17 protein-coding genes are annotated in these 21,067 nt (G+C 67.7%); 14 read left to right on the top strand and 3 right to left on the bottom strand.

Going from position 1 to position 21,067, the window contains the following annotated elements; translation table 11 throughout:
- Positions 1 to 85: 85 nt before the first annotated feature.
- Genes ACFVWR_RS01870 through ACFVWR_RS01840 form a run of 7 tightly spaced genes read left to right on the top strand, consistent with a single transcriptional unit; the run spans position 86 to position 9,341 of the window.
- Positions 86 to 1,027: a carbohydrate ABC transporter permease gene (locus tag ACFVWR_RS01870; protein ID WP_387207384.1), complete on the top strand. Its 942-nt coding sequence runs from the start codon at positions 86 to 88 to the stop codon at positions 1,025 to 1,027.
- Positions 1,024 to 1,857, top strand: a complete 834-nt coding sequence (locus ACFVWR_RS01865) for a carbohydrate ABC transporter permease (RefSeq protein ID WP_387207382.1) — start codon at positions 1,024 to 1,026, stop codon at positions 1,855 to 1,857. The genes ACFVWR_RS01870 and ACFVWR_RS01865 overlap by 4 nt, the downstream gene beginning before the upstream one ends.
- A 40-nt stretch (positions 1,858 to 1,897) precedes the next feature.
- A complete protein-coding gene (locus tag ACFVWR_RS01860) occupies positions 1,898 to 4,168 on the top strand; it encodes a family 78 glycoside hydrolase catalytic domain (RefSeq protein ID WP_387207380.1) in 2,271 nt (756 codons plus the stop codon).
- A 53-nt stretch (positions 4,169 to 4,221) separates the two neighbouring features.
- The gene (gene rhaI / locus ACFVWR_RS01855) at positions 4,222 to 5,385 is read left to right on the top strand and encodes an L-rhamnose isomerase (protein WP_387207378.1); all 1,164 of its coding nucleotides are present in this window, start codon (positions 4,222 to 4,224) and stop codon (positions 5,383 to 5,385) included.
- A gap of 4 nt (positions 5,386 to 5,389) precedes the next feature.
- Entirely contained in the window at positions 5,390 to 7,438 is a 2,049-nt protein-coding gene (locus ACFVWR_RS01850) for a bifunctional aldolase/short-chain dehydrogenase (RefSeq protein ID WP_387207376.1), read from the top strand.
- Positions 7,435 to 8,940, top strand: a complete 1,506-nt coding sequence (locus ACFVWR_RS01845) for a rhamnulokinase family protein (RefSeq protein WP_387207374.1) — start codon at positions 7,435 to 7,437, stop codon at positions 8,938 to 8,940. The genes ACFVWR_RS01850 and ACFVWR_RS01845 overlap by 4 nt, the downstream gene beginning before the upstream one ends.
- Complete coding sequence (locus ACFVWR_RS01840) at positions 8,937 to 9,341, top strand: L-rhamnose mutarotase (RefSeq protein ID WP_387207372.1); 405 nt, start codon at positions 8,937 to 8,939, stop codon at positions 9,339 to 9,341. Before ACFVWR_RS01845 ends, ACFVWR_RS01840 begins: the two co-directional genes overlap by 4 nt.
- Before the next feature lie 100 nt (positions 9,342 to 9,441).
- Here ACFVWR_RS01840 and ACFVWR_RS01835 read toward each other — a convergent pair whose 3' ends face one another.
- Positions 9,442 to 10,740 carry an MFS transporter gene (locus ACFVWR_RS01835; protein WP_387207446.1) on the bottom strand — a complete coding sequence of 433 codons (1,299 nt, stop codon included), beginning with the start codon at positions 10,738 to 10,740 and terminating at the stop codon, positions 9,442 to 9,444.
- 5 nt (positions 10,741 to 10,745) lie between these two features.
- On the bottom strand, positions 10,746 to 11,174 hold the full coding sequence (locus ACFVWR_RS01830) for a MarR family winged helix-turn-helix transcriptional regulator (protein WP_387207370.1): 429 nt from the start codon (positions 11,172 to 11,174) through the stop codon (positions 10,746 to 10,748).
- A 72-nt stretch (positions 11,175 to 11,246) separates the two neighbouring features.
- Here ACFVWR_RS01830 and ACFVWR_RS01825 point away from each other — a divergent pair, with 72 nt between their 5' ends.
- The gene (locus tag ACFVWR_RS01825) at positions 11,247 to 12,098 is read left to right on the top strand and encodes an alpha/beta fold hydrolase (protein WP_387207368.1); all 852 of its coding nucleotides are present in this window, start codon (positions 11,247 to 11,249) and stop codon (positions 12,096 to 12,098) included.
- 9 nt (positions 12,099 to 12,107) lie between these two features.
- A complete protein-coding gene (locus ACFVWR_RS01820) occupies positions 12,108 to 13,157 on the top strand; it encodes a biotin/lipoate A/B protein ligase family protein (protein WP_387207366.1) in 1,050 nt (349 codons plus the stop codon).
- A gap of 70 nt (positions 13,158 to 13,227) precedes the next feature.
- Here ACFVWR_RS01820 and ACFVWR_RS01815 read toward each other — a convergent pair whose 3' ends face one another.
- Positions 13,228 to 14,439 carry an ROK family protein gene (locus ACFVWR_RS01815; RefSeq protein ID WP_387207364.1) on the bottom strand — a complete coding sequence of 404 codons (1,212 nt, stop codon included), beginning with the start codon at positions 14,437 to 14,439 and terminating at the stop codon, positions 13,228 to 13,230.
- Positions 14,440 to 14,593: 154 nt separating this feature from the next.
- On the opposite strand from ACFVWR_RS01815, the gene ACFVWR_RS01810 reads away from it, so the two are divergent.
- Genes ACFVWR_RS01810 through ACFVWR_RS01790 form a run of 5 tightly spaced genes read left to right on the top strand, consistent with a single transcriptional unit; the run spans position 14,594 to position 21,029 of the window.
- Positions 14,594 to 15,526 (top strand): carbohydrate ABC transporter permease, encoded by a 933-nt coding sequence (locus ACFVWR_RS01810; RefSeq protein WP_387207362.1) that lies wholly within the window; start codon positions 14,594 to 14,596, stop codon positions 15,524 to 15,526.
- A gap of 9 nt (positions 15,527 to 15,535) precedes the next feature.
- Positions 15,536 to 16,492 (top strand): carbohydrate ABC transporter permease, encoded by a 957-nt coding sequence (locus ACFVWR_RS01805; protein WP_387207360.1) that lies wholly within the window; start codon positions 15,536 to 15,538, stop codon positions 16,490 to 16,492.
- Between the two features lie 51 nt (positions 16,493 to 16,543).
- Positions 16,544 to 17,884, top strand: a complete 1,341-nt coding sequence (locus ACFVWR_RS01800) for an ABC transporter substrate-binding protein (protein WP_387207358.1) — start codon at positions 16,544 to 16,546, stop codon at positions 17,882 to 17,884.
- A gap of 57 nt (positions 17,885 to 17,941) precedes the next feature.
- Positions 17,942 to 19,444, top strand: a complete 1,503-nt coding sequence (locus tag ACFVWR_RS01795) for a glycoside hydrolase family 36 protein (protein ID WP_387207356.1) — start codon at positions 17,942 to 17,944, stop codon at positions 19,442 to 19,444.
- A gap of 58 nt (positions 19,445 to 19,502) precedes the next feature.
- Positions 19,503 to 21,029, top strand: coding sequence for a DUF4832 domain-containing protein (locus ACFVWR_RS01790; protein ID WP_387207354.1), 1,527 nt, complete (start codon positions 19,503 to 19,505; stop codon positions 21,027 to 21,029).
- The last annotated feature ends 38 nt before the right edge of the window (positions 21,030 to 21,067 follow it).

The following is a 21,067-nucleotide window of genomic DNA, read 5'->3' as shown; positions in this document are numbered from 1 at the left end:
CTCCACGCACGGGACCGGAGACCATCCGGTTTCCGGTCCCGTGCGCCGCACCACAGCACCGAACTCGACGAGGAGTAAGTAAGTCATGTCGACTGCCAACCCCGCGACCGCGATCCAAGCGGCCGACATCATCACCGAGGGTCATCCGCCGGAGAAGAAGAAGCGCCGGTCGATCAAGTCGTTCTACCCGACCTGGTTCTTCATCCCGGCGGTGGCGCTCTACGTCATCTTCTTCGCCATCCCGACGTTCTCGTCGTTCTACTTCTCGCTGACCCGGTGGACGCTGTTCGACTCGCAGTTCATCGGCTTCGACAACTTCGTGCAGTTCTTCCGGGATCCGCAGCTCTACACGAGCTTCATCCACACGCTGATCTACGCCGTGCTCACCTCGGCCACCAAGGTCATCATCGGGTTCTTCCTCGCTCTGCTGCTCACCGGGCCGATCATCGGCCGCGGCTACCTGAGGGCCGTCGTCTTCTTCCCGGTGCTGCTCTCCACGATCGGCGTCGGCATCATGTGGAAGTCGCTGCTCGACCCGTTCCACGGCATGGTCAACGGCGTGCTCGGGTTCTTCGGTCTCCCGCAGCCCGGCTGGTTCACCGACCCGAACCTCGCGCTCTACTCGATCGCCGGCGTCGACATCTGGAAGGGCGTCGGGATCGCCACCCTGATCTTCATGGCCGGCATCGTCGCCATTCCCAACGAATACTTCGAGGCGGCGAGGATCGACGGCGCGAGCTCGTGGAAGATCCTGCGGCAGATCACCATCCCGCTCTCCAAGGGAGCGACCGCCACGGTGATCATCCTGTCGCTCATCGGCGGCCTCCGGTCGTTCGACATCATCTGGGCGACCACGGGCGGAGGCCCAGGATTCACCAGCGACGTGATCGCATCCGTCATCTACAAGCAGTACCAGGCGGGCTTCTACGGCCTGTCCACCGCGGGCAACGTCGTGCTGTTCCTGCTGGTGACGGTGATCATGGTCCCCCTCTCCTACTTCCTCAACCGAAAGCCGGTGGAACTGTGACCCGCGCACGCACTCGAGCCTGGATCGTCGGCGTCATCGCGATCGTCGTCTCCGTCGTCGTCTTTCTCGTGCCGTTCACCTTCGTGCTGCTGCAAGCGGCGAAGACCCCGGCAGAGGCCTCGAACCTCTCGTTCTCCTGGCCGACGAGCTTTCAGTTCCTCCAGAACTTCTGGGAGACGCTCAACTCGAACGACGGCGTCATCTGGCGGGCGATCATCAACAGCGCCGTGCTGACCATCTTCTCGGTCGCCATCATGGTCGCGCTCGCTGCGATGGCCGGCTACGTGCTCGCCCGCAAACGCAGCAAATGGGGCCCGGTCGTCAACTTCTTCGTGCTGGCCGGCCTGATCGTGCCACCGGCCGTGGTGCCGACGATCTGGGTGCTGCAGGGGCTCAAGCTCTTCGGCACGATGCCGGGCATGATCCTCGTCGAGGCCACCTTCGGGCTGTCGTTCTGCATCCTGCTGTTCCGCGCGTTCGTCGGCAACATCCCTCGGGAGCTCGACGAAGCGGCCGTGCTCGACGGCGCCGGCCCGGTGCGCCTCTTCTGGCAGGTCGTGCTGCCCCTGCTGCGCCCGGTCGTCGTGACCGTGATCGTGGTGCAAGCGGTGTTCGTGTTCAACGACTTCGCCGGCCCGCTCTACTTTCTCCCTGGTGACCAGAACGTGACCGTGCAGCTCGCGCTCTACACGTTCTCCGGCCAGAACCTGAGCTTCTACAACCTGCTGTTCATGGCGATCTTCCTGATCACCATCCCTCCCCTCATCGCCTACATCTTCTTCAACAGGCAGATCGTCGCCGGTATGACCAGCGGCGCTGTCAAAGGCTGACCTCACCGTGACCACGAACGAAACCACTGGAGACACATCAATGAACTGGCAAGCTCGCATGATCGCCGCCGACGAGAACTTCGACGGGGCGCCCCTGCTCCGCACCGAGTTCGCGCTCGAGGAGGGCCACGGCGCCGTCGCGAAGGCCGAACTCACGCTCACGGCGCACGGAGTGGTGGAGGGCTGGATCAACGGCCGGCCGGTCTCCGACGCGCTGCTCACCCCCGGCTGGAGCAGCTACGAGTGGCGGCTGCGTTACGTGACCTACGACGTCACGGGGTTGCTCGACTCGAAGAGTGTGCTCGGACTGGCCGTCGGCAAGGGCTGGTTCGGCGGCCGGCTCGGCTGGTCGGGCAAGGGCAGCTTCTACGGCGACACTCTCGCCGCGTTCGCGCAGCTGGAGATCACGTTCGACGACGGCGCCACCCAGCTCGTCGTCACCGACGACTCGTGGACGGCCGGCCCGAGCGCGGTTCTCGCGAACGACCTCTACGACGGCGAGACGATCGATGCGCGCAAGCGTGACGACGCCTGGCTCGGCACGGGCTTCGCCGGCGACGGCTGGGTGGGTGTGCACGAGGTCGAGTTCGACACCGCGGAACTGACCCCGCAGACCAGCCCGGAGGTGAAGCGCTGGGACGAACTGCCCGTGAAGGAGATCTCGACGTCGCCGTCGGGCAAGACCCTGGTCGACTTCGGGCAGAACCTGGTGGGCTGGGTGCGAGTGCGGGTGACGGGCCCCGAGGGCGCCGAGGTCACCATCCGTCACGCCGAGGTGCTGGAGAACGGCGAGCTCGGTGTTCGCCCGCTCCGCTCTGCGCAGGCGACCGACCGCTACATCCTGAGCGGCGGCGACGACGTCTTCGAGCCAACGTTCACCTTCCACGGATTCCGCTACGCCGAGATCTCCGGATGGCCGGGCGAGCTCACGGCAGAAGCGCTGACCGCCGTCGCGGTCGGCTCCGAGCTCACGCGCATCGGCACCTTCCGCACGTCGGACCCGATGCTCAACCAGTTCCACGACAACGTCGTCTGGGGGATGCGCGGCAACTTCGTCGACGTTCCCACCGACTGCCCGCAGCGGGACGAACGCCTCGGCTGGACGGGGGACATCGCTGCGTTCGCGCCCACGGCGGCGTTCCTGTTCGACGTCGACTCGTTCCTCTCCGAGTGGCTGCGCAACGTGGCCGTCGAGCAGGCCCACCAAGACGGGATCATCCCCTACGTCGTGCCGGATGTGCTGAAGTACCTGGACAAGCCGGGCGGCTTCCCCGAGACCGACTCGACCGCCATCTGGAGCGACGCCGGCGTGTGGGTTCCGTGGACCCTCTACCAGGCCTACGGCGACACGGAGGTGCTGAAGGCGCAGTTCGACTCGATGGCGTCGCACGTGCGACGCGTCGGTTCGCTGCTGTCGCCGAACGGTCTGTGGGACACGGGCTTCCAGTTCGGTGACTGGCTCGACCCGGATGCCCCGCCGGAGGACCCGGCGAAGGCCAAGGCCGACACCGGCGTCGTCGCGACCGCCTGCGCGTACCGCTCTGCCGCGATCGTGGCCGAGACGGCTGCCGTGCTCGGTCTCGAAACCGAGCACGCCGAGTTCGCCGAGCGCGCGGCCGCCCTGCGTACCGCGTTCAACGAGCACTACGTCACCGACGGCCGCGTCTTCAGCGACTGCACCACGGTCTACGCGCTCGCCATCGTCTTCGGCCTGCTCGACGACGCCGACGAGCGGGCGGCGGGCGACCGCCTGGCCGAGCTGACCGCCGAGAGCGGCTACCTCATCTCCACCGGGTTCGCCGGAACGCCGTTCATCACCGACGCGCTCACCAAGACCGGTCACCTCGACGACGCGTACAAGCTGCTGCTGCAGCGCGAATGCCCGTCGTGGCTGTACCCGGTGACCATGGGTGCGACCACGGTGTGGGAGCGCTGGGACTCGATGTTGCCCGACGGCACCATCAACCCGGGCGAGATGACGTCGTTCAACCACTACGCCCTCGGTGCCGTTGCCGACTGGATGCACCGGGTCGTCGGCGGGCTCTCCCCGCTGGAGCCCGGCTACGCCAAGGTGCTCATCGCCCCGCAGCCCGGCGGCGGCCTCACCGAGGCCGAGACCGCGCTCGAGACTCCGCACGGCCGAGTGGCCGTCCGTTGGACCCTCTCGGGCGACCAGCTCACGGTGGAGACGGATGTTCCGGCCGGCCTCGAAGGCGTGTTCCGCCTGCCGGGCCAAGACGACCGTCCGCTCGAACCCGGCCGGTCGACCGCCACCGCATCCCTCCCCACCGCCGTCGGCGCGGTGCGCTGAGCGTCGGCATCGCCTGCACCGACGAACCAACCCAGAAATGAATGAGCACTGACATGACTGATCTCACCGCCATCACATCCGCACTGGCGGAGCAGGCGATCGAGCTGCCCTCCTGGGCGTTCGGCAACTCCGGCACCCGCTTCAAGGTCTTCGCGCAGGCCGGCGTTCCGCGCGATCCGTTCGAGAAGATCACCGACGCCGCCCAGGTGCACAAGCACACCGGGCTGGCGCCGAAGGTGGCGTTGCACATCCCGTGGGATCTGGTCGACTCGTACTCCGACCTGCGCAAGCACGCCGAAGACAACGGGGTCGGTTTGGGCACGGTGAACTCGAACACCTTCCAAGACGACGACTACAAGCTGGGGTCGGTCACGCACAGCGACCCGAAGATCAGGCAGAAGGCCATCGACCACCACTTCCAGTGCATCGACGTGATGAACGAGACCGGTTCGCGAGACCTCAAGATCTGGCTCGCCGACGGCACGAACTACCCGGGACAGGACGACATCCGGGCCAGGCAGGACAGGCTGGCCGAGTCGCTCGCCGCGATCTACGCACGGCTCGGCGACGATCAGCGGCTGGTTCTCGAGTACAAGTTCTTCGAGCCGGCGTTCTATCACACCGACGTTCCGGACTGGGGGACCAGCTACGCGCACACGGTCGCCCTCGGCGACAAGGCGTACGTGTGCCTCGACACGGGCCACCACGCACCGGGCACGAACATCGAGTTCATCGTGGCGCAGCTGCTGCGCCTCGGAAAGCTCGGCTCGTTCGACTTCAACTCGCGGTTCTACGCCGACGACGACCTGATCGTGGGCGCGGCCGATCCGTTCCAGCTGTTCCGCATCCTGTACGAGGTCATCCGCGGCGGCGGCTACGCCAACCCGGAGGTCGCGTTCATGCTCGACCAGTGCCACAACATCGAGAAGAAGATCCCGGGCCAGATCCGGTCGGTGCTGAACGTGCAGGAGATGACCGCGCGCGCTCTGCTCGTCGACACGGCCGCGCTGAAGACCGCTCAGGCCGACGGCGACGTGCTCGGCGCCAACGGAATCCTGATGGACGCCTTCTACACGGATGTGCGGCCGGCGCTCGCCGAATGGCGCGAGTCCCGCGGTCTTCCGGGCGACCCGATGAAGGCGTACGCCGCATCCGGATACCAGGAGAAGATCGAGGCCGACCGCGTCGGCGGCACCCAGGCCGGATGGGGGGCCTGAGCCGATGGCCGCGACCGTCACGAACTCCGCCGTCGCCGACCTGATCGCGCGCTCCAACCGCCTGGGAGCCGACCCGCGCAACACCAACTACGCCGGCGGCAACACCTCGGCCAAAGGCACCGACACCGACCCGGTGACAGGGGATGCGGTCGACCTGTTGTGGGTGAAAGGCTCGGGCGGCGATCTCGCCACTCTGACGGAGTCGGGGCTGGCCGTGCTGCGCCTCGACCGGCTGCGGGCCCTGGTCGACGTGTATCCCGGAGTCGAGCGCGAAGACGAGATGGTGGCCGCGTTCGACTACACCCTGCACGGCAAGGGCGGTGCAGCGCCGTCGATCGACACGGCCATGCACGGTCTGGTGGATGCGGCGCACGTCGACCACCTGCATCCCGACTCCGGCATCGCGTTCGCGACGTCGGCCGATGGTGAGCGGCTGACGGCCGAGGCGTTCGGCGGCAAGGTGGTGTGGGTGCCGTGGCGGCGACCGGGCTTCCAGCTCGGGCTGGACATCGCCCGCATCAAACGCGAGAACCCGGATGCCGTCGGCGCGATTCTCGGCGGTCACGGCATCACCGCGTGGGGCGACACCAGTGACGAGGCCGAGGCGAACTCGCTGTGGATCATCGAGACGGCCGCCAAGTACATCACCGAGCACGGGCGGAACGAACCCTTCGGAACCGTCTTACCCGGTTACGAGGCGCTGCCGGAGGCGGAGCGCCGCGCGAAGGCCGCGGCGCTTGCCCCGCACATCCGGGCGATCGCCTCGACCGACCGGGTGCAGGTCGGCCACTTCACCGACTCGGAAGTGGTGCTCGACTTCCTCGCGTCGTCGGAGCATCCCCGGTTGGCGGCGCTCGGCACCTCCTGCCCCGACCACTTTCTGCGCACCAAGGTGAAGCCGCTCGTGCTCGACCTGCCCGCGGACGCCTCCATCGAAGACTCCGTCGCGCGGCTCGAAGAGCTGCACGAGCAGTACCGCGCCGACTACCAGGCCTATTACGACCGCTACGCGACCGATGAGTCTCCGGCGATCCGCGGCGCCGACCCGGCGATCGTGCTGATCCCTGGCGTCGGGATGTTCAGCTACGGCGCGAACAAGCAGACGGCCCGGGTGGCCGGCGAGTTCTACGTCAACGCGATCAACGTGATGCGCGGGGCCGAGGCCCTGTCGACCTACGCGCCGATCGACGAGGCGGAGAAGTTCCGCATCGAGTACTGGGCGCTCGAAGAGGCGAAGCTGCAGCGGATGCCGAAGCCCAAGCCCCTCGCGGGCCGGATCGCGCTCGTGACGGGCGCGGCATCCGGCATCGGCAAGGCCATCGCCACCCGGCTCGCCGCCGAGGGCGCGTGCGTCGTCATCGCCGACCTCGATCTCGAGAAGGCGCAGGCCGCTGCGGCAGAGCTCGGATCTGCGGATGTGGCGATCGGCGTGGTCGCCGACGTCACCGACGAGCGCGCGGTCGCCGCATCCGTCGACGCCGCCCTGCTCGCGTTCGGCGGACTCGACCTGGTCGTCAACAATGCTGGGCTCTCGATCTCGAAGCCCCTGCTGGAGACGACGACGGCCGACTGGGACCTGCAGCACAACGTGATGGCGAAGGGCTCCTTCCTGGTGTCGCGGGCCGCGGCGAAGGTGCTGATCGAGCAGAAGCTCGGCGGCGACATCGTCTACATCTCGTCGAAGAACTCGATCTTCGCCGGCCCGAACAACATCGCGTACTCGGCGACCAAGGCCGACCAGGCGCACCAGGTGCGGCTGCTCGCGGCGGAGCTCGGCGACCACGGCATCCGGGTCAACGGCATCAACCCCGACGGGGTCGTGCGCGGTTCGGGGATCTTCGCCGGCGGCTGGGGCGCGAAACGGGCCGCGGTCTACGGTGTTCCCGAAGAAGAGCTCGGCCAGTACTACGCCCAGCGCACCCTGCTGAAACGTGAGGTGCTGCCGGAGCACGTGGCGAACGCCGTGTTCGTGCTCTGCTCCTCCGACCTCGATCACACCACCGGACTCCACATCCCCGTGGATGCCGGGGTGGCGGCCGCCTTCCTCCGATGAACGCGTCGGTGGGTTCGTCAACCGTCGCCGCCGTCGACCTCGGAGCCACCAGCGGACGGGTGATGGTCGGCCGGGTCGGCCCGAACATCCTCGACCTGTCTGAGGCCGCGCGCTTTGCGAACACACCGGTGCGACTCTGGGAGGGCGACCGCACGGGCCTGCACTGGAACATCGCCGAGCTGTACCGCAACGTCGGCGAGGGGCTCGGTGCCGCACTTCGCGACCACCCCGAGACCGTCAGCGTCGGCGTGGATGCGTGGGCCGTCGACTACGGTCTGCTGCGCGGAGGCGTGTTGCAGGGCATCCCGTACCACTACCGCGACGACCGCTCCGGCGCCGGCACCGACATCGTGCACGGCGTGGTGTCGCCGATCGAGCTGTACCGGGAGAACGGATTGCAGTACCTGCCGTTCAACACTCTCTACCAGCTCGCGGTGGAGAAGCAGGGGTCGCGACTCGACCAGGCGGACACCATGCTGCTCATCCCCGATCTGATCGCCTACTGGCTGAGCGGTGAGGCCGTGGCGGAGCGCACCAACGCCTCGACGACGGGGCTGCTCGCCGCCGACGGGGCGTGGAACTCGGCCCTGATCGAACGGCTCGGGCTGCCGAGACGCCTCTTTCCTAGGCTGGTGGAGGCGGGAACGGCCGTGGGCCAGCTGCTGCCGAGTGTGCGCGAGCAACTGAACCTCGGGGACCGGCCTGGGCCCGGCGTGACCGCGGTCGGCTCGCACGATACCGCGTCGGCGGTCGTCGCAGTGCCGATGCTCATGCCGAATGCGGCATACATCTCGTGCGGCACCTGGGGGCTCGTCGGAGTGGAGCTCGAACGACCGGTTCTCACCGACTCAGCGAGGCTCGCCAACTTCACCAACGAGGGCGGCGTCGACGGGCGGGTGCGGTTTCTGCACAACGTGATGGGATTGTGGCTGCTCAGCGAATCCATCCGCACCTGGCAGACGCGCGGGATGCACGCCGACCTGGCAGCCCTGCTCGAACGCGCTGAGGCGATCGCGGGGCCGGTCCCCGTCTTCGACGCGGACGACCCGAGGTTTCTCGCGCCCGGCGACCTTCCCGCGCGCATCGACGACTGGTTCGCCGAGCGAGGACTGGCGGCGCCGCGCGATGCCGTCGAGTGCGTGCGAAGCATCGTCGAAAGCCTCGCGGATGCGTTCGCGCGCGCCGTTCACTCGGCAGCCGAACTCTCCGGGCGTTCCGTCGAGGTGGTGCACGTCGTGGGCGGCGGGGCGCGCAACCGTCTGCTGTGCCAGCTGGTCGCCGACCGGGCCGGGCTTCCGGTGCTGGCCGGCCCGGTGGAGGCGACGGCGCTCGGCAACGTTCTTGTGCAAGCGCGCGCGCACGCGCTGGTCTCGGGAGACCTCGAGTCGCTGCGGGCGCTGGTGGCAGGTGCGTTCGCGCCGACGCGCTACGAACCGCGGACGGCTGCTGGGCGAGGAGGCGCTGAGTCGCGCCGAACCGACCTGAACCGCGCGCCGCGATGAGCGCGGACCGGGCGGCGGGCGAGGCCGGAGCGGGCGAGGCCGGGGCGGGCGGAGGCACGGAGCTGCAGCGGGTGTGCTTCACGCTGCGGGTGCGGCCCGGACTCATCGACGAGTATCGCCGCGCCCACGAGGCCGTGTGGCCGGAGATGCTGCGAGAGATCGCCGCATCCGGTCGCCGCAACTACTCGCTGTTCCTCGCCGCGGACGGCCTGCTCGTCGGCTACTACGAGACACGATCGCCCGATGCCGCGACGCGCTACCTGGCCGAGTCGCCGGTGGCTGCCGAGTGGGAGCGCGCGATGAGCAGGTTCTTCGTGTCGATCGAAGGGCGCGCCGACCAGGATGCTCCGCAGCTTGCCGAGGTGTTCAACCTGGAACTGCAGGTCGGAGAACTCGTGTGACGCGCCGGTGACTTGTCCGCCGTTGCGGAGATTCGGGCCGGAACGGGCGGAATCACCGACGTGAGGTATGGGCGCGGGCCGGGCAGGGGACGGGGGCCGGTCAGGAGGCGCGGGCGGCGGTGGTCTCGGTTTCGGCCAGTTCTTCGCGAAGCTCCTCGCGGGCGTCGACGGTGAGGCGGGGGAGCCAGGCGGTGAAGCGCAGACGAAGGTTGCGGTACTTCACGAGGTAGAAGACCCCGACGATCGCGGCGGCGAAACCGGATGCGGCCCCGACCCCGAGCGCCCAGCGCGCCCCGAACGTGTTGGCCACCCAGCCGACGATGGGGGCGCCGACCGGCGTTCCTCCCATGAAGATCGCCATGTAGATTGCCATGACGCGGCCGCGCAGCTGCGGTTCCGTCGTCATCTGAACCACGCCGTTGGCGGTGGTCATGAGGGTCTGCGACGAGACGCCGATGATGATCAGCGCGAGGGCGAACAGCCAGTATTCGGGCATGACGGCAGCGATCGCGCATCCGAAACCGAAGAAGGCCGCGCCGGCGAAGAGCAGCGCGACGCGCGGGCGCTCGCGACGGGCCGACAGCAGCGCGCCGACCACCGATCCGATCGCCATGATCGACGACAGCAGGCCGAACTCGCCGGCGCCCTTGTGGAACACGCTCACTGACATGGTCGAGATGAAGATCGGGAAGTTGAGGCCGAACGTGCCGATGAGGAACACCATCACCAGGATGACCATGATGTCGGGGCGCCCACGCACATAGCGGAACCCTTCGACCAGGCCGCCGTGCTTCTTCGCGGCGCGCTCGGACCGGTAGAGCTTCTCGACGCGCAAGAACTTGAGCGACAGCAGCACCGCCCCGAACGTGATCGCGTTGATCAGGAACACCCAGCCGGCGCCGACCACCGCCGTGAGCAGCCCGGCGACCGCCGGGCCGATGAGTCGCGCCGTGTTGAAGGATGCCGAGTTGAGGGCGACGGCGTTCGACAGGTTCGGCCCCGCCACCAGTTCGGAGACGAACGTCTGGCGGGCCGGTGCGTCGAACGCGGCGACGCATCCGAGCAGCGCGGCGAACACGTACACGTGCCAGAGCTGTACGACTCCGGTGACGGTGAGGATGCCGAGCCCGAGGCCCAGCGTGCCCATTGCTCCCTGGGTGGCCATGAGCAGCTTGCGGCGGTCGAGGCGGTCGGCCGCCCATCCCGTGACCGGCAGAAGCAGAAGCTGCGGGCCGAACTGCAGCGCCATCACGAAGCCGACGGCAGCGGCGTTGTTGTGGGTGAGCTGGGTGAGCACGATCCAGTCCTGCGCCGTGCGCTGCATCCAGGTGCCGACGTTCGAGACGATCGCGCCGGCCGCCCAGATGCGGTAGTTCACTCCGGAGAGCGAGCGGAACATGGCGCTCACGAGTCCGCCAGCTCGCGCATGATCGCTGCGGCCTCGGCCAGCGTCTCGCGCTGTTCGGGGGTGAGGCCGCGCAGGCGTTTGTGCAGCCAGGCGTCGCGGCGGCGCCGGGTCTCGGCGACGAGCTCGCGCCCGTCGTCGGTGGCGGTGACGACGACCTTGCGCCCGTCGTCGGCGTCGGGCGTGCGCACGACGTAGCCGGCCGCTTCGAGGTGGTTGATCGTGCGGTTCATCGACGGCGGTTTGACGCGCTCGAACTCGCTGAGCTGGCCGATGGTGCGCGCACCCGACCGCACGACGAACGCCAGAGTCGCGATCTGGGTGTCGCTGAGCTCGTGGTCGGCCTTCTCGGCGCGCAGGCGTCGCGAGAGTCGGGCGACGGCGATCCTGAGCGCGCTGCTGAGGTCGTGAGTGGAGAGTCGGGGCATACATCGTTAGCCTATCAAATTAGCCGCGCTAAATAAATCCCGGTGGCGGATGCGGTGCGCCAGAATGAGCGCGTGCCTACCTTCACCGATGCCCGCGGAACAGCGATCACCTACGACGTGTGGCCGGTCGAGCGCCCTCGGGGGGTCGTGCAGGTGGCGCACGGGGTGGGGGAGCACGCCGCACGGTACCGGGCACTCGCGGAACACCTGAACGCCGACGGGTTCAGCGTCTACGCCGACGACCATCTCGGTCACGGCAGAACCGGGATGGCGCAGTGGGGCGACGCCGCTATGCTCGGCAAACTGGGGCCGGGCGGTGTGCGCGCCGCCGTCGCGGCCATCCACGCGTTCTCGGGCGTCATCCGCGACGCGAACCCGGGGCTGCCACTGGTGTTCTTCGGGCACAGCTGGGGTTCGCTCGCCGCGCAGATGATCCTCAACACGAACGCCGATGACTACGACTACGCCGTGCTCTCCGGCACCGCGTACCGCACACTCGGCTCGATGGACAACGGGTACAACCTCAACAAGCGGCACGCCCACCTCGGCACGACGGGCGCCGAATGGCTCAGCCGCGACCCGGCGGTATCGCAGGCGTTCGTGGACGACCCGCTCACCACATCCGTGCCGCTGCCCAAACTGTTCGGTGCGTTCGAGGCGATGCGCCTGCTCGGCAAGCCGGCGCGCGCGCTCGCCCGCGACATCCCGGTGCTGATCCAGGTGGGCGGCGACGACCCGCTCGGCGGCGAGGCGAGCGCTCGGCGGCTGGAGCGCGCCTACCGGGAGCGTTCGGGGCTGACGGATGTGACCACGATCGTGTACCCGGGCGCCCGGCACGAGATCTACAACGAGACGAACCGCGACGAGGTCATGGCCGACCTCTCCTCCTGGCTCGACGTCCGCATCGCCCGGCGCGAGTCCTAGGCTGGAGGCATGCACGGTGAATACAAGGTGCCCGGCGGCAAGCTCGTCGTGGTCGACCTCGATGTCGTAGACGGCAAGCTCGCGAACTTCCGGCTCGCGGGAGACTTCTTTCTCGAACCGGACACCGCTCTGGAGGCGATCGATCGGGCGGTGAACGGTCTCTCCGCCGAGTCGAGTGCGGCCGACATCGCCGCCGCGGTGCGGGGTGCGCTGCCCGAGGGCGCCATCCTGCTCGGCTTCTCGCCCGAAGGGGTCGCCGTCGCGATCCGCCGTTCGCTGGCGAAAGCCACGAACTGGCGCGACTACGACTGGCAGATCATCCACTCGAAGGCCGTGCATCCGGTGGAGCAGATGGCACTCGACGAGGTGCTCGCCACCGAGGTCGGCGAGGGTCGTCGCCAGCCGACGATGCGCATCTGGGAGTGGGATGAGCCCGCCGTCGTGCTCGGCAGCTTCCAGTCGGTGAAGAACGAGGTCGACGCAGAGAACGCGAAGAAGTACGGCTTCGACATCGTGCGCCGGGTCTCGGGCGGCGGCGCCATGTTCATGGAGGCCGGTTCGGTGGTCACCTACTCGATCTACGCACCGGCCGAACTGGTGCAGGGCATGAGCTTCGCCGACAGCTACGCGTTTCTCGACGAGTGGGTGCTCGTGGCGCTGCAGTCACTCGGCATCGACGCGTTCTACCAGCCGCTCAACGACATCACGAGCCCGAAGGGCAAGATCGGCGGGGCCGCGCAGAAGCGTCTCGGCTCCGGCGCCGTGCTGCACCACGTCACAATGAGCTACGACATGGACGGTCAGAAGATGACGGAAGTGCTGCGCATCGGCCGCGAGAAGATCAGCGACAAGGGCATCACCAGTGCCGCGAAGCGGGTCGACCCGTTGCGGAGTCAGACCGGGCTCTCGCGCGCCGAGATCATCGACCGCATGAAGCAGACCTTCACCCAGCTCTACGGCGCGACCCCCGGCGACATCACGCCCGAGGAGTACGCCGCCGCCGAGAAGCTCGTCGCCGAGAAGTTCGGCACTGACGAATGGCTGTACCGGGTTCCGTAACCGGGCGCCGAGGGGCGAGTCGTCGCGGGCTGGGATGCGTTCCGGCTCGCAACAAGGCGCCCCTCGCCGCTCAGGCGGCCTCCTGCTGCAGCAGGCCGAAGGCCTCGCTCGGGCTCGGGAAGGCGTCGCGGTCGCGAACGGCCGACTCGAGCACCGAGTTCAGGTGGTTGCCGGCGAGGCTGATGCCGCCCATGGCGACGGCTTCCGAGCCGAGCGTCGAGGCGAGCACGGCGGGAGGCAGCGGGCAGATCTCGCGCAGCGTCTTCTCGAACCGCGGGAGGAACACGTCGGCGCCCGGCGAGCTTCCGCCGCCGATGACGAGCAGCTCGGGGTCGAGCGTGAGCGTCATCGCCGCCGCGCCGGTGGCCAGGTCGTCGGCGAACTCGTCGACCGCGGTGACCGCCATCGGGTCGCCGGCGCGCGCGAGCTCGAAGATCTGCTCGCGGCTGGGGCGTGGTGTTCCGAGAACCGAGGTGCCGTACAGCTCATTGAGCTCCGCCCAGCGGAGCTCCGGCATCTCGCCGACGATGCCCGCTGCGCCGTGCACACCGCGGTGCACCTTGCCGCCGACGATCGACGCCCCACTGGTCCGGATGCCGCAGAGCACGTAGACGACGTCGCTGTAGTTCTTCGCCGCCCCGATCGTCAGCTCGGCGTGTGCGCCGAGCGCCACGTCGCCCTCGACGAGCACGGCGGCCGGGAACTCGCGGCCGAAGCGCTCGCGCAGGTCGAGGCCGATCCAGCCGGGCATCCCGCTGCCGCCGAAGTGCGACACGACGCCTGACGCGCTGATCGCGCCGGGGGAGCCGATCGTGACGACCCACAGCGCATCGCGCGAGACGGCGAGGTCGGCGAGCAGCCGGTCGCTCACATCCAGGGCCGCCGCCACCCGATCGGACGCACTCGCCATCTCGTCGATGGGGTCGGTCAGGTGGCCCTGCACCTGCCCGGTCAGGTCGGTGACGACTGCGTAGATGTGGTTCGCGCCGATGTCGATGGAGAGGAAGTACCCCAGCTGCGACGCCACCCGGTACGTCGCGGCGGGCCGGCCGAGGCGGCCCGAGGATGCGATCTCCGACGCTTCCAGCCAGCCCATGCCGACGAGGTCTCCGGCCACAGCGTCGACCGCCGTTCGGGAGAGTCCGGAGCTCGCGGTGAGGTCGCGCAGGGTCTGCGGCTCGTCCATGACGGCTCGCAGGATGCCGAGGGAGTTCATCCGCCGAAGGAGCGATCGGCTGCCGACGGCCCCTCCCGACGACTGAACGAGGGCCTCCTGTGACATGGCTCTCCTTGATGGTTGCGGTTTATAACGGCAAGTTGCATAATTAATGCGATCACCCCAGTCTACCGCGGTCGAAGCCCGCATCTTCAGGTAGATCCCGGCAATTCGAGTGTGCGCCAACGACGGTTCTCTTCTTCGGCGCCGAGAGGTTCCCATGACAGCAGTGCTCCCCAAGGTCACGGCCCGTGACCGCTCTGTGCCAGGGCTGCGGCCCCGTCGCCGACGCGATGACCGCAAGGTCGCGCTCCTGTTCATCGCGCCGGTTCTCCTCGGGTTCGCGGTGTTCTACCTGTACCCGACGGTGCGCGGGGTGTGGTGGTCGTTCACCGACTACAGCCTGCTCGGCGAGCCGAGCTTCGTCGGTCTCGCCAACTACGCGGCCGTGCTCAAAGACGGCGAGTTCTGGAACTCGATGGGCGTCACCCTCTACTACGTGATCTTCAACGTCACGACGCAGACCGTGCTGGCGCTGCTACTGGCCGCGCTGATGCACCGGCTCACGCGGTCGGTCGTCCTGCGCACGACGCTGCTGCTGCCCTGGCTCGTTCCCAACGTCACCGTCGGCCTGATCTGGCTCTGGCTGCTCGACACGAACCTCGGCTTCGTCAACCACGTCATCACCTCGATGGGCCTGCCGGCGGTGGGGTTCTTCACGAACCCGGCCCTCGGCATCCCCACCATCTCGATCGTGAACACCTGGGCCTTCACCGGATACACGGCACTGCTGTTCTACGCAGGGATGCTGCAGATCCCGCACGACCTCTACGAGAGCGCGTCGCTCGACGGGGCAGGGGAGTGGCGGCTGTTCACCCGCATCACGCTTCCGCTGCTGCGGCCGATCATGGCGCTCGTGCTGGTGGTGTCGCTCATCGGCTCGTTCCAGATCTTCGACACCGTCGCCGTGACCACGAAGGGAGGTCCGGTGAACGCCACGAGGGTCATCTACTACTACATCTACCAACAGGCGTTCAACTACTTCCATATGGGCTACGCCGCGACCATGGCCATCGTTCTCGTCCTCATCCTCGGAATCCTGACGGCCGTGCAGCTCCGCCTGCTGCGTGCCTCCGAATCCCAGCTCGCCTAGGAAGCACCCATGACCTCGACATCGCCCACCGTTCCCGTGCTCCCCGCACCTGGCAAGTCAGCCTCGCCGCGCATCCCCAAGCGCGCCCGCCGCCCGTTCTCTCTCGGCCGCACGCTCGGCTGGATCGTGCTGATCGTCTCGCTGGTGCTCACCGTGTTCCCCTTCTACTGGATGCTGAAGACGGCGATCACCCCGGCCGCCGACGTCATCCGGGATTCGGGCGCACTGTTTCCCGGAAACCCGACGCTCGTCAACTTCGCCCGCGTGCTCGGCTTCCTGAGCCCGGACCAGGATCGCGCGGCCGGCGGCTCGGGTGCATCGATCAACTTTCTGCTCTACCTGTGGAACTCGATCGTGTACTGCGTGCTCATCGGGTTCTTCCAGACGCTGTTCTGCGCCATGGGCGGCTATGCGTTCGCACGGCTGAAGTTTCCTGGACGCAACCTGGTGTTCGCCATCCTGATCGCGGCGCTGATGGTGCCCGGCATCTTCACCCTCCTGCCCAACTTCGTGCTGGTGCGCGACCTCGGGCTGCTGAACAACATCTTCGGGATGGTCGCGCCGAGCCTGCTCATGACGCCGTTCGCGCTGTTCTTCCTGCGCCAGTTCTTCCTCAACATCCCGGTCGACGTCGAGGAGGCCGCGCTGCTCGACGGCGCGGGAAAGGCGAAGGTCTTCTGGCGCATCGCCCTCCCGATGAGCAAGGGCCCGCTCATCACCATCGGCCTGATCACCGTGGTGTGGGCGTGGAAGGACTACCTCTGGCCGCTCCTGATCGGCCGCGACGAGTCCGTGCGCACCATGACCGTCGCCCTCGGCGTGTTCTTGCAGCAGTCCCCGAACACGCAACCCGACTGGACCGGGCTGATGGCCGGCTCGACGCTCTCGGTGATCCCGGTGCTCATCCTGCTCATCGTTCTCGGTCGCCGCATCGTCGAATCCCTCAACTTCACCGGCATCAAGTAGCCACACCATCCACCCCTCCAACAGCACTGCCAATCACAGAGAGAGAAAAAGATGAAAAGAGTACGTCGCGTCGCCGCCATCGCTGCCGCCGCCGCACTTCTCGCGGGCGTCTCAGCGTGTTCCTCCAGCGGAGCGGACACCGACGCCAAAGTCACGCTCCAGTACTGGATGTGGGACGACACCCAGGTTCCTGCCTACCAGCAGTGCGCCACCCAGTTCGAGAAGGAGAACCCGAACATCACCATCAAGATCAGCCAGTCGGCTTGGGGTCAGTACTGGACCAACCTGACGACGCAGATCGCCGCCGGAAGCGCCCCTGACGTGTGGGTCGATCAGGCCTCCTACTACCCGCAGTTCGTTCAGGACAAGCAGATCGTCGACCTCGCGCCCTACGTCAAGAAGGACAAGGTCGACCTGAGCCAGTACGTCGACGGCATGGCCGACCTCTGGAAAGACGGCGACGCCCGCTACGGTCTGCCGAAGGACTGGGACACCATGGGCCTGGTCTACAGCAAGGCCGACATGCAGGCCGCGGGCGTGACCGAGGACGACCTGTCGAAGCTCACCTGGAACCCGGAAGACGGGGGAACGTTCGAGCAGACGATCGCGAAGCTGACGGTCGACAAGAACGGCCACAACGGTCTCGACCCGGCGTTCGACAAGAACAACGTGAAGACCTACGGCTTCCTCCCCGAGTGGGCCGACGGATCCCAGGGTCAGAACGGCTGGGGCAACTTCGCTTACTCGAACGGATTCACCTACGCGAACAAGAACCCGTTCGGCACCAAGTTCAACTACAGCGACACGTCGCTGACCGATACCGTGCAGTGGCTGGCCGACCTGTCGGACAAGGGATACGCACCCAAGCTCGACACGCAGTCGACGCTCGCCCGTTCCGACGTTCTCGCCAGCGGTGGTGGCGCTCTCACCACACTGGGGTCGTTCAACCTCGCGATCTACAAGGGCAAGACCGACCAGTTCGGATTCGCTCCGCTGCCGATCGGACCGGAAGGCCGCAAGACCGCGATCAACGGTCTGTCCGACGCGATCTACGCCGGCTCCAAGCACAAGGATCAGGCTTGGGAATGGGTGAAGTACCTGGCGTCGGCGGACTGCCAGAACACCGTTGCCGCCACCGGCGTGGTCTTCCCCGCGATCAAGGAGGCCTCCGAGAAGTCGGCCGCGGTGCGCGAGAAGGACGGGCTGAACGCCAAGGTCTTCCTCGACGAGCAGCAGGCGAAGGACGGCACGTTCATCATCCCGATCAGCCTGCACGGCACGGAGATCAACCAGATCGTGCAAGACGCGATCCAGAGCGTCGCCCTCGGGTCGTCGACGGCGAAGTCCGCGCTGACGAAGGCCAACGACCAGGTCAACGCCCTCTTCAAGTAAGTCATCCGTGAGGGGCGGCGGCAGCCGCCCCTCACGCCTCCACAGAGAAAGTCACCCATGCTGCACACCCTCGAATTCGGCGCACTCCTCATCCCCGCGAACGTCTCCGGACAACCGACGCGAACAGCGACCGGCTACATCGTTCCAGCCGGGCCGCTCGCGCTGCTCCATCCGTTCGGCGACACCGAGTTCTACCGGCACGGCTGGAACTCCTGGAGCCCGAGCGGCTGGGCGAAGGTCAGCGGTGACACGATCGGCATCAAAGACAGCCCCTCCCGGTTGCTGACCGCCGACGACGCCGCGAACGAGACCCCGCACGCGCACTCCGGCAGCGCCGTCGGTGCGGTGGCGGGCCCCGAGGGGAACGTGCTGCTGGTCGGAGCGCTCGGCCTCGGAACACCGCGGGTCGGAGCCGACGCCAACGTGCTCTGGGCGCGCGGCGAGCACGACCTCGCCGAATGGTTCGTGGCCTACGGCCCGGAACAGAAGGTGTTCGCCGACTACACCGACGTGCTCTCCGAGCGGCTGGGCAGCCGGTCGCAGCGGGCCGGAACGGTCTGGAGCAGCTGGTACTCGTTCTTCGAAGACATCGACGAAGAGCTCGTCGCCCGCACGGCCGGCGACCTGGCCGGCTATCCGGTCGACGTCTTCCAACTCGACGACGGCTGGGAGCCCATCGTCGGCGACTGGACGGCGAACTCCAAATTCCCTTCCGGGATGCGCGCCACCGCCGACACGATCGCCCGCGCGGGCTTCCGTCCCGGCCTCTGGCTGGCGCCGCTCATCGCCCTGCCCGGCTCCACGATCGCCCGGCAGCGGCCCGACCTCCTCGTTCAGGATGCCGGCGGCCGGCCCCTCACCACCGGGTACAACTGGGGTTCCCACTACTACTCCCTCGACACCACCCAGGACGAGGTGAAGGAGCACCTCCGGGAGGTGTTCGAGCGAGTCACCGGCTGGGGCTTCAGCTACCTCAAGCTGGACTTCATGTACGGCGGCGCGATCACCGGGCACCGGAGCCAGGACCTCCCGCGCGAGACCGTCTATCGCGAGGCCGTGCAGCACATCCGCTCCGTCGTCGGCGATTCCGTCTACCTGCTCGGCTGCGGCGTTCCGATGATCCCCTCCGTCGGCGTGTTCGATGGCGCCCGTGTCGGGCCGGATGTCGGGGCGTTCTGGGACAACGCCGAACGCTCCGGCGACCCGTCGGGCGTCGGCGCGCGCAACTCCATCGTCTCCTCGCTCAATCGCACCTGGATGAAGCGCCTGTACGAGGTCGACCCGGATGCGATCTACTTCCGCAGCGCGCGCAGCCTCCTCGACGACGGCGAACGGCAGGCGCTGCGCGACACCGCGGCCATTCTCGAGTTCCGCTCCACCTCCGACCCGATCGCCTGGCTGACCGAGTCGGAGCGACGCGAGCTGGCCGACTACATGGATGAGACGGCGGTCATCGAGCAGACCGGCCGCTATGCGTACCGGATCAACGGGCGCTCGGTCGATCTGACGCCCATCGTGACGGGAACGGCGCCCTCGGAGGCCGCATCCATCGTCGTCTAGCAACTCCCACGATCCGACCGATGGTGACGCCGATGTCACCGGAAAGCAGGTGCAAGAGATGAAGAAGACGATCAGAAACATGGTGGCGGGCATGGCGCTCGCCGCCGCGATCACCGTGCCCGCCATCGCGGCGGCCCCGGCGACCGCGACGACGGCGGGCTGGACGCCCCTCGCCTCCGCCCCCGAACCGCAGGTGAACCCGCTGAAGGGCTTCATCCCGTTCCAGGGCTCGTACAGCAAATTCCCGTACTCGATGGAGTGGTCGTACTTTCCACTGAACGCCGTGATGACCGGCCCGAACACGTTCGACTGGACGGCGATGGATGCGGCGCTCGACGACATCGCCTCGCGCGGCCACCAGACGGCTCTGCGCTTCTACCTCGACTACCCGACGAAGCCGAGCGGCATCCCGCAGTATCTGCTCGACGGCGGGCTGGCCACCCATTCGTACGACGACTACGGCAACAACGGTGTGAGCGTTTCGCCGAACTACGACGACCCGGCGCTCCGCACCGCGCTCGACCAGTTCATCGCGGCGCTCGGTCACCGCTACGACGGCGACGCGCGCATCGGGTACGTGCAGGCGGGCCTCGTCGGATTCTGGGGCGAATGGCACACCTACCCATACAACGGCGACGGCGGCCAGCCCAATTGGATGGCGTCGGATGCGACCCAGCAGCAGATCCTGACCGATTTCGTGAACGGCTTCCACACCACGCAGCTGATGGTGCGCAATCCGAACACGATGAACGCGTCGATGCCGATCGGCTACCACGACGACTCGTTCGCCCTCGAGACCAAGACGAGCTCGCTCGGTTGGCACTTCATGGACAACATGGTCGCCGCCGGCGCCACCGACAAATGGAAGAGCTACCCCATCGGCGGTGAGCTGCGACCCGAGCTGCAATCCTGCATCTTCAGTGCTGCAGGGTGCCCGGTGCTCGAAGACGGCGGAGACAACGACTTCGCCGGCAGCGTCGCCCAGACCCACGCCAGCTGGCTGATCGACCACTACGCGTTCGAGACCGGATACTCGGCCGCCGACAAGCCGGCCGCTCTGCTCGGCGCGCAATCGCTCGGGTACTCGTTCCGGGCGACGGAGGCTCTCGTTCCGGCGACGACGTCGGCCACGACGGTCACGGTCGGGATGAAGGTCTCGAACGTGGGAGTCGCGCCGTTCTATTACGACTGGCCGATCAAGCTGGCGTACGTCAACAGCAGCGGAGCGGTCGTCAAGAGCGTGACGACGAGCTGGCACGTCAGTGACATCGCGAGCGGTTCGAGCAAGCAGTTCACCGGATCGGTCAGCCTCAGCGGCGTCGCCGCCGGCAGCTACAAGCTCGTGGCGCAAGTGGTGAACCCGCTTGCCGGCGGCATCCCCGTGCGCTTCGCGAACGCGACGCAGGACACGGCGAAAGACGGCTGGCTCACCCTGGGCTCGACCACCGTGACCGCCGCGAGCCACGGCGCCGGCCACGGCCACGGCGCGGGCCACGGCGCGGGCAACGGCGCCGGTCACGGCGCGGGCCACGCCCCCGGTCACGGCCACGCTCCCTGCCCCCGGAACGGAGCGCGCGCCTTCTGACCTGAGCACACACCGTGCGCCGAGGGGCGAGTCGTTGC

This window comes from Leifsonia sp. NPDC058292 (assembly GCF_042880955.1).
Classification (GTDB): Bacteria; Actinomycetota; Actinomycetes; order Actinomycetales; family Microbacteriaceae; genus Leifsonia.
This window is presented reverse-complemented; position numbering and strand designations above follow the sequence as displayed.